The sequence below is a fragment of the Streptomyces sp. B3I8 genome (assembly GCF_030816915.1).
In the GTDB taxonomy this organism is placed as follows: Bacteria; Actinomycetota; Actinomycetes; order Streptomycetales; family Streptomycetaceae; genus Streptomyces.
In genome coordinates this window covers 68,694-84,519 of sequence record NZ_JAUSYN010000001.1, presented here as the reverse complement: position 1 = coordinate 84,519, position 15,826 = coordinate 68,694, and the positions used below count along the sequence as shown (strand labels likewise).

Here is a 15,826-nt window from a genome sequence, read left to right as displayed (position 1 = left end):
GTAGGACACGGTCTAAGAGGTCCTGACACAATGAGGTAGTCACCAGCAGGCGACGCACTGGGTGAGGTCTTCCGATTCGACGAGCACGGCCCGGTTCCCTGGTGAGCAGCCTGTCAGGGAACCGGGGGACGGGGTGGTGGGGGTCAGCCCGGACGGGATGGGCGAGCCGGAGACCGCGCCGGCGCCGCCGAGCAGCAGCTCCAGGACATCGTGGCCAAAAGGACTCCAGGAGATCTGCTTCAAGGACCGCGGACGGCGCGCACGGACTGCTGGTGGACTTCACCGGCATCGACTCCTCGACGTCGGCTACTGACCGGGGCGGTGCTCCTTCCGTGCTCCGGCATCTGCGCCTGAGTGCTTGAGCGAGGGGGGGCGTGACAGCCGGCCGGTATGCGCCGCCGGCCGGCTCAGGCGAGTTCCTTCCCCGTACCGGGCGGGCAGCGCACGCAGTTCGTCGGACCTGGCGTCGTCGCGGACCCCGGGGCGGTTTTCTGGTTGCGCTTCCAGCGGGCGGGCAGGAAGCGGGGGCGGCGCCTGTCGTGCGGCTGCCGAAGTGCCGCCCGAACGTATGGCTGGGCCGCGCGGCAGCGGCCACCACCCCCCAGGGCCGCGCCGACCGTACGAGGGTCCGCCGGCTTCCGGAGCGCGGTTCGATCTGCTGCTTTGCCGCTCTGGCCGCTCGGGCGCCGCGCCAGGGCGGCGTACGTGCGGGTCCCGGCCCGTGTTCGGCGGTCTCCCCGGTCCCCGAGAGGGCCGCCTCGCTCCGCCGGCACGCTGCTTCGCTCCGCCGGCACGCTGCCTCGCGATGCCCGTATGGCTCTCCGGAGGCGTCACCGCCCGGCAACATGGGCGCCGATCACGATCAATTCATTAATTAGCAATTAATCTTGACCTTGCTCGGGTGTCTCTTTCATACTCGGAGCACACGCCGCGGCGCCGATCCGCGCTGAATGTGGTCGTGCGTAGCTTTTGCACGTGATTCGGAGTGATGTCATGAGGAACGGCAGGGAGCGGCGTCGCACCGCGGTCGTCGTGTGCCTCGGTCTTGCGCTGACGATGGTCGCGCTGACCGGGTGCATACCGCGGGCCGGGGACGGGGGCCGGGTCGGGCTGGTCTACATGGACGCACAGGGCTTCTACGCCGGTGTCCGTAAAGGCATGCAGGACTCGGTCAGCAGCCTCGGGGATGAGGTGCAGCTGCTGGAGCTGAACGCCCAGGGCGACGCCTCCAGGGAGAGCACCTTCGTCGACACCGTCAGCGCCGCGGGGGTGAAGGCCCTGGTGCTCTCGCCCGTCTCCACCACGGCGTCCGTCCCCGCCGTGCGCCTGGCGCACGAGAGCGGCGTCAAGGTCGTCTGCTACAACACCTGCCTGACCGAGGAGGCGACGCGGAAGTACGTGAGCGCCTGGGTGCTGGGCGATCCCCTGAAGTTCGGGGAGCTGGCCGGGGCGGAGGCCGCCAAGTACTTCAAGTCCGAAGGCATCGACGATCCCCACATCGCCGTACTCAACTGCGAGACGGTCGAGGTGTGCATCCAGCGCCGGCTGGGCTTCGAGAAGGCGCTGTTCGCCGAGCTGCCCGCGGCGCGGATCGTCACCAACCAGCAGGGCACCACGATCGACCAGGCCCTCGAGGTCGCCGACCGCATCCTGAGTGCGCAGCCTCGGGTCGACGCCTTCTACGGAGAGTCGGGCGGCAGCACGATGGGCGCTGTGCGCGTCGTGCGCCAGCGCGGCCTCGTCGGCCGGACGGTGGTCTTCGGCAGCGACATGACGGCCGACCTGGCCCGGGAGCTGGCCGACCACCGGGTACTCAGGGCCGATGTGGACATCTCCGGGATCGAGGTCGGTGAGCTGGCCGCGCGCACCACCGCGAAGGTCATCGACGGCGAGAAGCTGGACAGCCCCATCGTGCCGGCCCCGGTGAGGCTCTACTCCACCCCCGAGGACGCCCGCGAGTGGCTGACCACCCACCCGGACGGCCTGCCGTGACGGCCGCCGGGTCCGCGGCCGACGCCGTCAGGACCCCTTCCGGACCCTTTCCCGTCCCTCCGGTTCCCCTGGAGCGAGTATGACGACCCCCTCACCGCCGCCCGGCCGGCCCGCCCCCGTGCCGGCTGCCGAGGCGAGCGGCCTGAACAAGCAGTACCCGGGTGTCCGCGCGCTGTCCGACGTCGACTTCCGGATCGAACCCGGTGAGGTCCGCGCCCTCCTCGGACGCAACGGGGCGGGCAAGTCCACGCTCATCCGGATGCTGTCCGGTGTTGAGGTCCCCGACAGCGGTGAGGTACGCATCGGCGGTGAGACCCTGGGGCACGGCGGGGTGCGCCGGGCGGCCGAGCTGGGTGCAGCCACCGTCCACCAGGAACTGAGCCTGGTACCGGAAATGACGGTCGCCGAGAACCTGTTCCTCGGCGAGTGGCCCCGCAGTGGCCTGTCCGGGGTGGACTTCCCCCGCATGCGCCGCGAGGCCGCCGAGGTGCTGGCCGAACTGGACGTACGGGTCAGTCCCGAGGCCACGGTCGGCTCCCTCTCGCTGGCCGAGCAGCAGCTCGTCGAGATCGCCCGCGCGGTACGCCGCCGGCCTCGGCTGCTGATCCTCGACGAGCCGACCAGCGCGCTGGCCGCCGGTGAGGCGCGCACCGTCCTGGAGGCGGTCGGCCGTATCTCCGCATCCGGTGTCGCGGTGATCTACGTGAGCCACCGGCTGGACGAGATCCGGCAGGTGGCGCGGAGCGTGACCGTCGTCCGGGACGGCAGAGTGGTGGACACCGTGGACGTCCAGGAGGCGACCACCACACAGATCGTCGCCCTCATGCTCGGCCAGGCCGCCCGTGAGCAGGAGCCGTTCGCGCCACGCACGGTGAACCGCTCCGGTGCCCCGCTGCTGTCCGTGCGGGGCCTGACGCTGGCGCCGAAGCTGGAGGACATCGGCTTCGACCTGTACGCCGGTGAAGTGCTGGGCATCGGCGGGCTTCTGGGGTCCGGACGCAGCGAACTACTGCGCTCGGTCGCCGGGTTCGAGCCCGAGGCCGAGCGCACGGTCGCCTTCGAGGGGCGGCCGGTCGCGCGTCCCTCCGCGGCCGAGATGAAGCGGCTCGGGGTGGGCATGACCCCCGAGGACCGCAAGGGCGAGGGCATCGTCCCGCTGCTGGGCGTCGGCGAGAACATGACGATGGCCTGGTTCGCCGGGATCAGCGGCCGGGTCGGTCTCTCCCCCCGCCGGGCCGCTGAGGGCGGTGACGAGCTGGTGCGCCGGCTCGCGGTCAAGACCCCGGGCCTGGACACCCCCATCGTCAACCTCAGCGGCGGCAACCAGCAGAAGGCCGTCATCGGCCGCTGGCTGCACGCCCGCAGCCGGGTGCTGCTTCTGGACGAACCCACCCGAGGTGTGGACGTCGAGGCCAAGCAGCAGATCTACCGGCTGATCCGGTCCCTGGCCGACGAAGGCGCCGCCGTGGTCTTCGTCTCCGGCGAGCTGGAGGAACTGCCGCTCGTCTGCGACCGGGTCCTGACGCTGCAGAACGGCCGGTTCACCCGCGAGTTCCTCGCACCCGACATCACTCTCGACGACATCATGGCCGCCACCATGGCCGTGGAAGTGTGAGGCAGACAACCATGTCCTCGACCCTTGTGTCCGACAAGCCGTCCGGCCCCACGTCATCACCGGCAGGCGCCGTCCGCTTCCGCAGGCTGCGCCACCTGAACGAACTCGGTCTGCTCTCCGCCGTCGTGGTGCTGTACATCGTGCTTGGCGTCATCGCGGGCGGATTCCTCAGCGCCGACAACCAGCTCGGCATCCTGCGGGACGCCGCGACCGTCGGCATACCCGCCCTCGGCGTCACCCTGGTGATCATCGCCGGGGAGATCGACATCAGTATCGGCCCGGCCGTGGCCTTCGCCTCGGTGCTCTTCGCCAAGGCCGCCTCCGAATGGGACTTCGGGCTGCCGATCGCGCTGCTGCTCACCCTGATCGCCGGTGCGCTCTGGGGGTCGGCGGCCGGCTGGCTGCGCGCCCGGTTCGGGGTGCCGTCCTTCATCGCGACGCTCGGACTCTGGAGCGCGCTGGGCGGCTTGGCCCTCTACAGCACCAACGCGCTCCCCGTCGCCACCCCTGGTGGCGGATTCATGGAGGCGCTCGGCGGCAAGATCCTGGGCGTCCCCACCCCGGCGATCGTTCTGGTGCTGCTGTTCCTGGCGTTCTGGTACGTCGCCCGCCGGACGGCCTACGGGCGGTCGGTCTACGCGGTGGGCGGCAACGCAGCCGCCGCACGGCTGGCGGGCATCCGGATCAGCCGGGTGCGCGTGGTGCTCTTCGCCACGACGGGAGTGCTCGCCGCTCTCACCGGCATCCTGATGGCGGCCCGGCTGGGCTCGGGCAACGGCGGCGCGGCAGCGGGCCTGGAGTTCGACGTGATCGCCGCCGTCGTCATCGGCGGCACCGCTCTCGCCGGAGGCCGGGGAAGCCTGGTCGGGACGATGCTGGGCGTCGTGTTCATCTCGGTGATCGCCAACGGGCTGGTTCTGCTGGGAGTCAACTCCTTCCTCCAGGACGTCGTGCGCGGCCTGATCATCGTCGGTGCCGTACTCATCAACGTCGTCATCTCCCGCAAGAGCCTCACGACACGCACCACGTGACCCGTCCGCCCTGACCCGCTCGACCCACACGAAGGACACCCCATGAGCGACACCACCGCCCCGCTGCCCGCCACCATGCGCGGCGTGTACCTGCCGGGCAACAGCACCGCCGAGGTGCGGGAGCTGCCCGTGCCCGTGCCCGGCCCGGGACAGGTACTGCTGCGGGTGGGCGCGGCCGGTATTTGCGGCAGCGACATCGGCTACATCTACCGTGAGCACAAGAGCCACCGCGGGGTGGACGGTCCCGCCTACCGGGGCGTCGTCGCCGGTCACGAGCCCAGCGGCACCGTCGTCTCGACGGGCCCCGGCGTGCGGCGGTACCGGGCGGGCGACCGGGTGCTGGTCTACCACATCGCCGGATGCGGACTCTGCGACAACTGCGCACGCGGCTACCAGATCAGCTGCGCCGACCCCTCCCGCGCGGCCTACGGCTGGCAGCGGGACGGCGGAGCGGCCGACTACCTGCTCGCCGACGAGCACACCCTGGTGCCGCTGCCCGACGAGCTGAACTTCGTCGACGGGGCACTCATCGCCTGCGGCTTCGGCACGGCCTACGAGGGCATCCGGCGGATCGGCGTGAACGGCGACGACGACCTGCTCGTCGTCGGCCTCGGCCCGGTGGGCCTGGCCGCGGCGATGACCGGCCGGGGGCGTGGCGCGCGGCGGGTCATCGGGGTGGAGGTCTCGCCCGAGCGCCGCGCCTGGGCGGACGGACTGGACGTCTTCGACGCTACGGTCACCCCGGAAGAGGCGGCCGACACCGTGGCGGCGCTCACCGGCGGGCGGGGGGCCTCGACCGCGATCGACTGCTCGGGCACCCGCCCCGGCAGGTCCACCGCCATCGGGCACATCGCCGAATGGGGACGGATCTCACTGGTCGGCGAGGGCGGGACGCTGGAGACCGAGGTCTCCGACGCCCTCCTGCACAAGCAGGTCACGCTCTACGCCTCCTGGGTCACCTCGGTGCCGGTCATGGCGGAACTGGCACGCAACCTGGTGCGCTGGGGCGTCAGGCCGGAGCGCATCGTCAGCGACCGCTTCGGCCTCGCGGGGGCGGACGAGGCGTTCGGGCTCGCCGCGGGCGCTGCCCGGGGCAAGGTCGTGCTCGAACCCGGTCTGGACGGCTGAGCGGTGACCGCCGCGGACGACGCGGTGCGGGTACACCGCACACCGACCGCGTACGGAGAGCTGATCACGCTGGACGCCGGCGCCCTGACGGTGACCGCCGCGCCCGGGCTGGGCGGCCGGCTCCTCTCGGTGACGCTGGGCGGCTCGGAGTTCCTCTACCGCAACCCCCGCCTCCTGGACGACGACCTCACTCCGCTGCCGGGCGTGCGGGCCGGCCCGCACGACGGACCGATGGCCGACTGGCTCAACTGGGGCGGCGACAAGACCTGGCCCGCACCGCAGGGCTGGGACGGCCCCGGCCAGTGGGCGGGCCCCCCGGACCCGGTGCTGGACTCGGGCCCGTACACCGCACGGGTGGAACAGCGGGACGGCACAGCGGCGCTCGTGCTGACCAGTGGCGACGATCCCCGCACCGGCCTGCGGCTGGAGCGCCGGATCGCACTGCGCCCCCGCAGTACGGCCTTCGGCCTGCACCTGACGATGACCAACACGTCGGCCGTGGAACGCCGCTGGGCGCTGTGGAACGTCACCCAGATCGCCGGGGCGCCGCCGGCGAGCCCGGCGGGTGCCGAGGGCGTCTACCTCGGCCGCGCCCGGTCCGGGCGGCCGCCCACCGTACCGCTGGTCGCCGGTACCGGTCGGCCGCGGGTGCTGGAGGCCGCTGCCGACGTGCTGTGTGTACCGCACCAGGACGTCGTCGGGAAGGTGGGTTTCCCCGACTCCGCGGGATGGCTGGCGCACGTCGGGCCGGAACGCACCCTGGCGCAGCGCTTCACCGTCCATGAGGGCTCCTATCCCGACGAGGGGTCGCGCGCCGAGGTGTGGATGGAGTGCCCGCTGGCTGGGGGGCTGCCTCATCTGGGCGGTCTGCGGCCGCGTGACCACGTCGTCGAATGTGAGGCGCTGGGGCCGCTGACGACGCTGGCGCCGGGGGCGTCGGCCGTGCTCGAAGTGGAGTTCGGTGTCGGGCCCTCGGCCGGCCCGGTTCGGGCGGTGACCCCGGCCGGCTACTGGGCGGGGCCGCTCCGCGACGGGCCGGAGGGCGTCTTCGTGCCGTACACCGCAGGTCGGCTGGAAGCGCGCGGTCCGGCCGGGACGCAGCCGCTAGTGCTGGGCACGCTGGAGCCGGGGCGGGCCTGCGGCGTCCGCCTGCCGGAGGGACAGGAGCATTACGGGCGCTGGGAGTTGACGGCACCGCTGCCCGGCGGTGGCAGAGCGCGAGTGGCCCGCATCACCGTCGGGGAGAGCGGAATTCGCCCCCATTTTAATTCATAAATTATATAGAGTGGGGTGTGCGCACCGCGTGGGGCGTGCGGGGCGAGAAGGGACGGAACATGGCCGAGTACGTAGGCAGAGGCCTGCACGGACAGATCGTGGAGAAGGTCGGTACCCGCATCGTGCAGGGACGCCTGCGGGTGGGGGAGACCCTGGACATGACCTCCCTCATCGACGAACTCGGCATAAGCCAGACGGTGCTGCGCGAGGCCGTCAAGGTGCTCACCGCCAAGGGTCTGGTCGACGCGCGGCAGAAACGCGGCACGTTCGTCCGCCCCCGGGAGGACTGGAACCTGCTCGACGCCGACGTCATCCGCTGGCAGTTCGCCGCGGACACCCCGGAGCTGGTCCTGCGGGACCTCGCCGAGCTCCGCCTGGTCGTCGAACCCGCCGCCGCCCGCCTGGCCGCCGAACGGCGCACCGAGGAAGACCTGACCGCGCTGGAGGCGGCCCTCGCCCGCATGGGGGAGACCTCCGGCGACCCGGCCGAGGCCGCCGAGGCCGACCTCGCCTGGCACCGCGCCCTGCTCCGGGCCACCCACAACGAACTGCTCCAGCGCATGGACGTCTTCATCGGACCGGCCCTGGCCGAACGCGACCGGCTCGTCCACTCCACCGAGGCCGACGACCCGGTCCCCGCGCACGAACCCGTCCTGCGCGCCGTGCGCGACGCGGACCCGTCCGCCGCAGAGGAGGCCATGCGGGCGCTGCTCGCCCGCGCCGACGCCGACCTCGCCCGCACGGCAGACCCCTCCCGTACCCGCACCGGGGCCGAGGCGGACGACGACGACCGCACCGGCCGGGACAGCGGGCACGGCACCGAACCGGAGGACCGAGAAGCACCATGAAGATCACCCGCATCGAGACCTTCCGGGTACCGCCCCGCTGGCTCTTCTGCCGTGTCGAGACGGACGAGGGGATCGTCGGCTGGGGGGAGCCGGTGGTCGAGGGCCGCGCCGACACCGTCCGTACGGCCGTCGGCGAACTGGCCGAGTACCTCGTCGGGCTGGACCCCCGGCACATCGAGGACCACTGGCAGGTGATGACCCGCGGCACCTTCTACCGCGGCGGACCGGTGCTCTCCAGCGCCGTCGCCGGCATCGACCAGGCTCTGTGGGACATCCGGGGCCAGGCGCTCGGCGTCCCCGTGTACGACCTGATCGGCGGCGCCGTCCGCGACCGGGTCCGGGTCTACTGCTGGGTCGGCGGCGACGAACCGGCCGAGATCGCCGACGCCGTCAACGCCCAGGTCGAGGCCGGGTTCACCGCCGTCAAGATGAACGCCACCGGCCTCACCGGACGCCTGGGCGGCGCGGCCGACATCGCCGCCGCACACGCCCGGGTGGCCACCGCGCGCGAGGTGCTGGGCCCCGGCCGGGACGTCGCCGTGGACCTGCACGGCCGTCTGGGTCCCGCCGGGGCGCGACGCCTGCTCGCCGCGCTGGAGGAACTGCACCCTCTGTTCGCCGAGGAGCCTGTCACCCCGGAGCACACCCGGCTGCTGGAGCCGCTCGTCCGCTCCACCACCGTGCCCATCGCCACCGGCGAACGCCTGTATTCGCGCTGGGACTTCCTGCCCGCGCTGACCGCCGGGATCGCCGTCGCACAGCCCGACCCCTCGCACGCCGGAGGCATCTCCGAACTGCGCCGGATCGCCGCCCTCGCCGAAACCTTCGACGTCCAGCTGGCACCGCACTGCCCCCTCGGACCGATCGCGCTCGCCGCCTCGCTCCAGGTCGCCTTCGCCACACCCAACTTCCTGATACAGGAACAGAGCATCGGCATCCACTACAACGACGGCGCCGAACTCCTCGACTACGTCGTCGACCCGGAGGTCTTCCGCTTCACCGACGGACACGTCGCCCGCCCCACGGGACCGGGTCTGGGCATCACCGTCGACGAGAACGCGGTCCGCCGGGCCGATGCCGCGGCGGGCTCTCCCTGGCGCAGCCCGCTCTGGCGCCACTCGGACGGATCGTTCGCCGAGTGGTGACACGGCCCCCGCCGGACCGCCGGACCGCCCGACCCCGCATCCCCACCGCAGCCCCGAGGAGTGACCCGTATGAGCCTTGTCGACCGACTCCGCCGTGAACGCGTGATCGCCATCGTCCGAGGCACGGACGCGAAGGCCGCTGAGCGGACCGTGCACATCCTCCGCGAGGAGGGCATCGCCCTGATCGAGGTGTCCCTGACAACTCCGGACGCGGCCGGGATCATCGCGCGCAGCTCCCGGGAGTCCGGTGACGCCCTCATCGGCGCCGGCACGGTGCTCACGGGCGACGACGCCCGTGCCGTCCAGCAGGCCGGCGCCGCCTTCGTCGTCACGCCCGCACTCGCCGAGGGGAGCGTCACCGCGCACGCGCTCGGACTGCCCGTCGTCGCCGGGGCGCTGACCCCCACCGAGATCGTCCGGGCGGTCGGCGAGGGCGCCTCCGCCGTCAAGCTCTTCCCCGCCTCCGCGGCCGGCCCGGCCTATCTGCGTTCCCTGCGCGAACCGCTGCCCGAGGTCCCGTTCGTACCGACCGGGGGCGTGGACACCGAGGCCGCCCACGCCTACCTGGAGGCCGGGGCCCTCGCCGTCGGCGTGGGGTCGCCCATCATGGGGGACGCCCCGCACGGCGGCGACCCGGACGCGCTGCGGGAACGGTGCCGCGCCTTCCTCGCCGCCCTCGCCCGCCACCGGGAGGGGGAGTGAGCCCCGAGACGGCCCCCGAAGTGGTGACCCTCGGGGAGACGATGGCCGTCCTCCGGGCGTCCGGCCCGCTCCGGATGGGGGCCGACCTGCGGCTCTCGGTAGCCGGAGCGGAGTCCAACGTGGCCATCGGGCTGACCCGGCTCGGACACCGCGCCCGCTGGATCGGCCGGGTCGGTGACGACGAACTGGGCACCCTGGTCCTGCGTACCCTGCGTGCCGAGTCCGTGGACGTCACCGGGGCCCGTACCGACCACGACGGACCGACCGGGCTGCTGCTCTCCGAACCGCGGATCGCCGACCTCACACGCATCCAGTACTACCGGGCGGGCTCGGCGGGCTCCCGACTGTGCCCCCAAGACGTGCCGGCTGCCATGCTCAGCGGCGCCCGGGTCCTGCACGTCACAGGCATCACCTGCGCCCTGGGGCCGCAGCCGCTGGACGCGGTGCGTGCGGCCGTCCACGCCGCCCGGACCGCGGGAATCCTGGTCAGCCTGGACGTGAACCACCGCCCCCGGCTCTGGAGCGCGTCCCAGGCCGCCGACGTCCTGCGCCCGCTGGCCCGGGACGCCGACCTCGTCATCGCCTCCGACGACGAACTCGCCTTGGTCGCCGACCCCTCGGCCCGCACCACCACCGACCGCGTCCGGTCCCTGCTGTCCAGCGGCCACACCCGGGAGGTGGCCGTCAAACTCGGCGGCGACGGCGCCGAACTGCACACCCCGCAGGGCCGGGAACGCACTCCCGCGCGCCGCGTCACGGTCCTCGACACCGTGGGCGCAGGCGACGCCTTCACCGCCGGCCTGCTGTCCGGGCTGCTCGACGGCCTCGGTCCGCGTGACCGCCTGGAACGCGCCAACACCCTGGGCGCCTTCGCCGTCGGCTCGGTGGGGGACTGGCAGGGACTGCCCGAACGCCGCGAACTCACCCTGCTGGACAGGGAGGACGGCGCCACGCTCCGCTGACCACCCCGCCGTGCCCCGCTGACGCGTCCGCAGCCCCGCACCCGTCCCCGACCTGCGGAGGGTGCGGCGGACCGGAAGGAGAGAGCCCTGACCCGCCACCCGACCGGAGCGACCGCCCCACCGGCGTTCCGCCCCTGGAACACCCACCGGCGCGAACTGGGCGAAGGCCTTCGCCACACCGGAGACCACCTGGTGACCGTCGACATCCTTGACGGCACCCTCACCGCCCTCGACCCCGCCACCCCCGGCGACGGGGCCGTCCTGCTGCGCCTGGACGTCCCGCTGGGCGCCGTCGCACCCCTGGCCGGCCTGCCCGGACACTGGCTGGCGGCGGTCGGGACCGGCGCCGCCGTGATCACCCCCGACGGCAGCCTCACCTGGCTGGCCCACCCCGGCGCCGCTGATCCCGTGCGCAGCCGCGTCAACGACGGATGCTGCGACCCATCGGGACGCTTCTGGTTCGGCACCATGCCCTACGGACCGGAGCGCGGCCTCGGACGGCTCCACCGGGTCGATCACGACGGGTCCGTCACCACCGTGCTGGACGGACTGACCATCCCCAACGGTCCGGCGTTCACGGCCGACGGGACGGTGATGTACCTGGCCGACAGCGCCGAGGGCCGCATTGACCGCTTCCGGGTGGATCTCGACGACGGGCGACTGCTCGACCGGACCGGGTTCGCCGTGTTCGCCCCGGACGCCGGCAGCCCGGACGGCATGACGGTGGACGACGACGGCCGGCTCTGGGTAGCGGTCTGGGGCGCCGGATCGGTCCACCGCTACGCACCGGACGGCACCCTCACCGCCGTTTTGCCGCTCCCCGCCGTCCAGCCCACCAGCCCCGCGCTCGTCAACGGCACCCTGTTCGTGGCTACCGCAGCCATCGGTCTCACTCCGCTGCCTGACGACCGCCCCGACGAGACCCGGTCCGGCGGCGCCCCCCGGCACGACGGCCGGGTGCTGGCCGCTGAGGTCGGCGCATCGGCACCGCCCGCCCGCCCGGCCATCCTGCACCCCGGGGCCCCCGGGGTCCCGTCCACGACCATCGCCGCCCGTCCTTCCGGCGGCGCCACCCACAGGGAGGCACTGTGAGCCCGTACCCGTTCCAGGACCGCACCGCCATTGTCACCGGCGGCGCCCAGGGCATCGGCGAGGCTGTCGTCGACGCCCTGCTGGCAGGAGGCGCCGCCGTCGCGGTGCTGGACCGCGACGAGGCCGCACTCGAACGGGCCGCCGACCGCCATGCCGCCCACGCGGACCGGATGCTGCCGCTGGTCGTCGACATCACCGACGAGGCAGGCGTCGCCGCGGCCACCGGGTCCGTCGCCGAACGGTTCGGCCCGGCGACGCTGCTGGTCAACAACGCCGGGATCAACGCCTACTTCGACCCCGCCGCGATGACCTCCGACGAATGGGACCGCGTCTTCGCGGTCGACCTCAAAGGCGCCTGGCTCGTCGCCAAGCAGCTGATCCCCGTCATGCGCGAGCGTGAGACTGGCTCGATCGTCAACGTCGCGTCCCTGCACGCCCGCCTCACGTCCGCCGGGTACTTCCCCTACGCGGCGGCCAAGTCCGGTCTGCTGGGGCTGACCCGGAGCCTGGCCCTCGAACTCGCGCCGCACGGGGTGCGGGTCAACGCGGTCAGTCCGGGCTGGACCCGGACTGCCCTGGTCCGCGACTACTTCGCCGCCCAGCCCGACCCCGCGGCAGCCGAGGCCGAGGTGGTCAACGTGCACCCGATGCGGCGGATGTGCGAACCCCGGGACGTGGCCGAGGCCGTCGCCTTCCTGCTCGGACCGGGCGCTCGTGGCATCACCGGCGCCGAGATCCCGGTCGACGGAGGCCTCGGCGCCCGCTTCGCGGGCTGACCCGCGAGGCCGCGACGCCGGGCCACGGATTCGTGCGGCGGTCGGAATCCTGCGGCCCGTCGGCGCGGCACCAGGCGGCCTTCACCGCAGCGGACGCTCCGGGTCCACCGGGCTCCGGCGGCGAGGCGCCCGCTACCCTCGCCGCACGGCTCCACCCGTCGCCCCCTCCCACGGCTTCCCGTCCGACCCGACCTAGGGGTTCACGGCCCCGGACCAACTGCTGCGCGTCCCGGCCCCGCCCGCCCCCGAAGCCTTCGAGGCGTTCTGGCGCGACCGGTACGCACGGGCCCCCGCCCTCTCCACGCGGCCGGTCCTCGGCCCGGTGGAGGAGGAGCGCGACGGCGCGCGCGTCCACTGCGTCACGTACACCTCCGTGGGTAACGCTCGGAGTGAAGCTTCCCCGTGGTCTCGGACACGTGATCGTTATGCCGCAAGGACGTGCTGGTTCCACTGCCTGGTCTCGGCCGGGGTGAGATAGCCGAAGTTCTTGTGTCTGCGCAGTCGGCGACGGTTGTAGAAGGTCTCGATGGTGCGTTCGTTGACGTTCCGTGTGCTGCGCAGGGGGGAGCGTTTCCAGGAAGCTCCCGGGCCGGCAGGTAGCGCTGCGTGCCCGCACTCGGCTGCAGCCGCGTGCCTTCGCCGTGGCGCCGCTCGGTGAGTGCGGGACGGGTGGCGCCGGACGATGCGTACCTCTCAGAGGGCGTTAGGTCCGTTTCTGATATTGGCCGCGTCCAGGTTGCTCAAGGAACCCCTGGCGGACGAGTCGGCCCAGGCGGGAGCGGGTGACGTTGATCGAGGGCTCGCCGGTGGGCAGGTCAGGGTGTTCGTGCAGATCGCGGACGCGGAACAGCTTCTCGGGGTGCTCGTTGAACGCGGTCACCATGCGCTGGTAGACGGTGGCGTTCTCCGCGGGGGCGGGTTCGTGGTCGGGCGAGGCGAGGCCGTCGATGACCTTGCGGGTGGCGGCCAGTTCGGCCAGGCGAGTCTCGGTCTCGGCCAGGACGGTGGTGAACTGCTCCATCTGTTCCCGCAGTTGGTAGGCGCGGGCGGCTGTCTCGTCGTGCTCGGCCTGCAGCGACCGCAGGAGTTCGGTGACGTTCACACGGCCAGCTCCATGTCGTCCCGCCAGGCGGGGGTGGGGGTGGTGAGGCGGCGGAGCATGCCGGCGGTGGAGGCCCAGTAGACGCGGGAGGCGGCGTTGTCGGGCCGGTATGTCCGGGGTCACATGGACTCCAGTGAGCACTTCGGCCCGCCGATTCCGGGGTGAACACCGAGACACCGCGGAACTGGATCCGGGCCGCCGACGGCGGCCGACCTGGCGCCCGCTCCGAGCCGCCCACCGCCTCGTCGGCCGGCGGTGACGCGGTTCGAGCAGAGCTGGCCGCAGCCCGCAGGAGGATCCGCCAGCTCGAGGAAGAACGGGATATTCTCCGCAAGGCGGCCCGGTATTTCGCGATGGAGACGCGCTGGTGAACCGCTGCCAGTTCGTTGACGATCACCAGCGCCGATACGGCGTGAAGCGGCCCTGCGACATCCTCGGTCTGGCCCGCTCGAGCTTCTGCTACTGGCGCCGCACCGCAGGCGCGAGAGCGGCCCGGCACATCGTCGAAGCCCGGGTCGTGGCCCGGATACGCGAGGTCCACCAGAACTCCGACGGCACCTGCGGTGACCAACCACATGAGGTGGCGACTGTCCGCCGTCGATCCTGGCATGGTCGAGTCGGCACCTTGAGGCCGGTGAACGAATTCGTCAGAACCGAGGCGCTTCCCAGCGTCAGTGGACCTCAGGGCCGTTCCGAAGACGCTCGGGTACGCAGTGCTCGCCCGCGCCCACACCGCCGGGGCCGTCACGAACGGGGATGTCGGTCACCGCCGACGAGGCCGGCTGAGCCGCAACGGACGGTCGTGGGCGGAGAGGTCACGCGCCGTCGATGATGTCGAGAACGGCGCGCACTGGGTCTGCGGACCGGTACTCCGCGCTCAGGTCCTGCGCCCGGCGTCGGAATGCCGGCTCGTCAAGCACCTGCCGGACGGCCTTTCCGACCGCGGCGGTTTCGGGTCGTCCGGTGCGCAGGTCGACACCGACTCCGAAGTCCGCGACCCGGGCGGCCACAGCGGGCTTGTCCTCGCTGCCGCCTGCCACGACGAGCGGCACGCCGTGGTGCAGGGCGAGCTGTACGCCGCCGTATCCGCCGTTGGTGACCACGACGTCGACCAGTGGGAACAGCGCGTCGAACGGGATGAACGACTCGACGCGTGCGTTCGACGGCACGCGCAGGTCGCCGGGGGCGATCTTTCGGCCGCCGAGCCCGGCTACGACGAGCACGTCTTCGTCGGCGAGCGCGTCGAGCGTCGGTTGGACGAGATCGGTCAGGTCGTGATTGGCCACCGTGCCCTGGGTGAGCGCGACGACCCGGCGCTGCGACAGCTCGGGCCACCACGAGGGCGGCTCCCATGCGGTGGGCGGTTCGGGCGGCAGGGCCCCGACCAGCCGCAGCGCCGGCGGCGCATCGATCCGGGGGTACTCGAAGGACGGGACGGTGAGCTGAGCAAACACGTCGGGCAGCAGGACCTGCGCGTCACTGATCACGGGCAGTGTGGCCGTCGCGCCCAGCCCCGCCATGACGTGCTGGGCGTGCGCGGTGGCGCCGGCGAGCTGCGCGGCGAGTTCGGCGTTGAACGCCGCAGCCGCTCTGCGCACGTCGAGCCCGGCGCGCGGGGCAGGAGGCCCCATCATGGTCAGCTCGGCCCCGCTGAGGGTCAGAGGGAAGATCCCGAGGCCGACGGTGCGCCGTGGCCGGATCCCGGGTGCGCCCAGCAGCTGCGGCCACGTTCCGTAGAAGGCGGCCTCGTGGATGACGGCGGCGTCCGGCTGCTGTGCCAGCACCTCCTGCAGCACGGCGTTCTGCGTTGGTGCCATGTCGGTGAACCAGCCGAACATGGCCTCCAAGAAGGCCGGGCCCGGCGGCAGCTCGTGCAGCCACGGCTGCAGCTCACCGAGGCGGCGGTCGTCGAAGTCGGCCGGTCCGGCCAGCGGGACGAACGCCGCTCCCGCTGCGTCGGCCTGCCGCGCGAACCGGCTGCCGCTGACGACCGTGACCTGTCGTCCGGCCGCGACGAGGTGACGGGCAAGGTTCAGGATCGGCCGGACGTGACCGGTGAGTGGGGTCGCGGCGAGCACGATGGGGGCGGCTGTCATGGGGGAGCTTCCTCGGGGTCGACGGAGGTCGGCCCGCAGGGGCGGCCGACCCGATGAACCCG

At 72.6% G+C, this 15,826-nt stretch carries 14 protein-coding genes and 2 pseudogenes; 12 read left to right on the top strand and 4 right to left on the bottom strand.

What is annotated here, in order from left to right; translation table 11 throughout:
• Positions 1-39: 39 nt before the first annotated feature.
• Positions 40-243, bottom strand: coding sequence for a hypothetical protein (locus QFZ64_RS00435; RefSeq protein WP_307061104.1), 204 nt, complete (start codon positions 241-243; stop codon positions 40-42).
• Between the two features lie 750 nt (positions 244-993).
• On the opposite strand from QFZ64_RS00435, the gene QFZ64_RS00430 reads away from it, so the two are divergent.
• The 11 genes from QFZ64_RS00430 (at position 994) to QFZ64_RS00380 (ending at position 12,566) form a co-directional block, all read left to right on the top strand.
• Positions 994-1,992, top strand: a complete 999-nt coding sequence (locus QFZ64_RS00430) for a substrate-binding domain-containing protein (protein ID WP_307061102.1) — start codon at positions 994-996, stop codon at positions 1,990-1,992.
• Positions 1,993-2,071: 79 nt separating this feature from the next.
• Complete coding sequence (locus QFZ64_RS00425) at positions 2,072-3,607, top strand: sugar ABC transporter ATP-binding protein (RefSeq protein ID WP_307061100.1); 1,536 nt, start codon at positions 2,072-2,074, stop codon at positions 3,605-3,607.
• Between the two features lie 11 nt (positions 3,608-3,618).
• A complete protein-coding gene (locus tag QFZ64_RS00420; RefSeq protein ID WP_307061098.1) occupies positions 3,619-4,638 on the top strand; it encodes an ABC transporter permease in 1,020 nt (339 codons plus the stop codon).
• 42 nt (positions 4,639-4,680) lie between these two features.
• Positions 4,681-5,766, top strand: a complete 1,086-nt coding sequence (locus tag QFZ64_RS00415; RefSeq protein WP_307061097.1) for a zinc-binding dehydrogenase — start codon at positions 4,681-4,683, stop codon at positions 5,764-5,766.
• 3 nt (positions 5,767-5,769) lie between these two features.
• Entirely contained in the window at positions 5,770-7,041 is a 1,272-nt protein-coding gene (locus QFZ64_RS00410) for a DUF4380 domain-containing protein (RefSeq protein ID WP_307061095.1), read from the top strand.
• Between the two features lie 59 nt (positions 7,042-7,100).
• Positions 7,101-7,889 (top strand): FadR/GntR family transcriptional regulator, encoded by a 789-nt coding sequence (locus QFZ64_RS00405; protein ID WP_307061093.1) that lies wholly within the window; start codon positions 7,101-7,103, stop codon positions 7,887-7,889.
• Positions 7,886-9,034, top strand: coding sequence for a galactonate dehydratase (gene dgoD / locus QFZ64_RS00400; protein ID WP_307061091.1), 1,149 nt, complete (start codon positions 7,886-7,888; stop codon positions 9,032-9,034). Before QFZ64_RS00405 ends, dgoD begins: the two co-directional genes overlap by 4 nt.
• Before the next feature lie 69 nt (positions 9,035-9,103).
• Complete coding sequence (locus QFZ64_RS00395) at positions 9,104-9,736, top strand: bifunctional 4-hydroxy-2-oxoglutarate aldolase/2-dehydro-3-deoxy-phosphogluconate aldolase (RefSeq protein ID WP_307061089.1); 633 nt, start codon at positions 9,104-9,106, stop codon at positions 9,734-9,736.
• Positions 9,733-10,698, top strand: a complete 966-nt coding sequence (locus tag QFZ64_RS00390; RefSeq protein ID WP_307061087.1) for a sugar kinase — start codon at positions 9,733-9,735, stop codon at positions 10,696-10,698. Before QFZ64_RS00395 ends, QFZ64_RS00390 begins: the two co-directional genes overlap by 4 nt.
• A 192-nt stretch (positions 10,699-10,890) precedes the next feature.
• Positions 10,891-11,790, top strand: a complete 900-nt coding sequence (locus tag QFZ64_RS00385; protein ID WP_373430521.1) for an SMP-30/gluconolactonase/LRE family protein — start codon at positions 10,891-10,893, stop codon at positions 11,788-11,790.
• Positions 11,787-12,566, top strand: coding sequence for an SDR family NAD(P)-dependent oxidoreductase (locus tag QFZ64_RS00380; RefSeq protein ID WP_307061085.1), 780 nt, complete (start codon positions 11,787-11,789; stop codon positions 12,564-12,566). The genes QFZ64_RS00385 and QFZ64_RS00380 overlap by 4 nt, the downstream gene beginning before the upstream one ends.
• 703 nt (positions 12,567-13,269) lie before the next feature.
• On the opposite strand, the gene QFZ64_RS00370 is transcribed toward QFZ64_RS00380, so the two are convergent.
• On the bottom strand, positions 13,270-13,668 hold the full coding sequence (locus QFZ64_RS00370) for a hypothetical protein (RefSeq protein ID WP_307061083.1): 399 nt from the start codon (positions 13,666-13,668) through the stop codon (positions 13,270-13,272).
• Positions 13,665-13,778: pseudogene (locus QFZ64_RS00365) on the bottom strand (IS5/IS1182 family transposase); the annotation flags it as partial. The gene QFZ64_RS00370 and the pseudogene QFZ64_RS00365, both read right to left, overlap by 4 nt.
• A gap of 201 nt (positions 13,779-13,979) precedes the next feature.
• Between QFZ64_RS00365 and QFZ64_RS35205 the strand changes: the two are divergent.
• Positions 13,980-14,129: pseudogene (locus tag QFZ64_RS35205) on the top strand (IS3 family transposase); the annotation flags it as partial.
• Positions 14,130-14,483: 354 nt separating this feature from the next.
• Here QFZ64_RS35205 and QFZ64_RS00355 read toward each other — a convergent pair.
• Positions 14,484-15,764: a nucleotide disphospho-sugar-binding domain-containing protein gene (locus tag QFZ64_RS00355; protein WP_307061080.1), complete on the bottom strand. Its 1,281-nt coding sequence runs from the start codon at positions 15,762-15,764 to the stop codon at positions 14,484-14,486.
• Positions 15,765-15,826 lie beyond the last annotated feature (62 nt).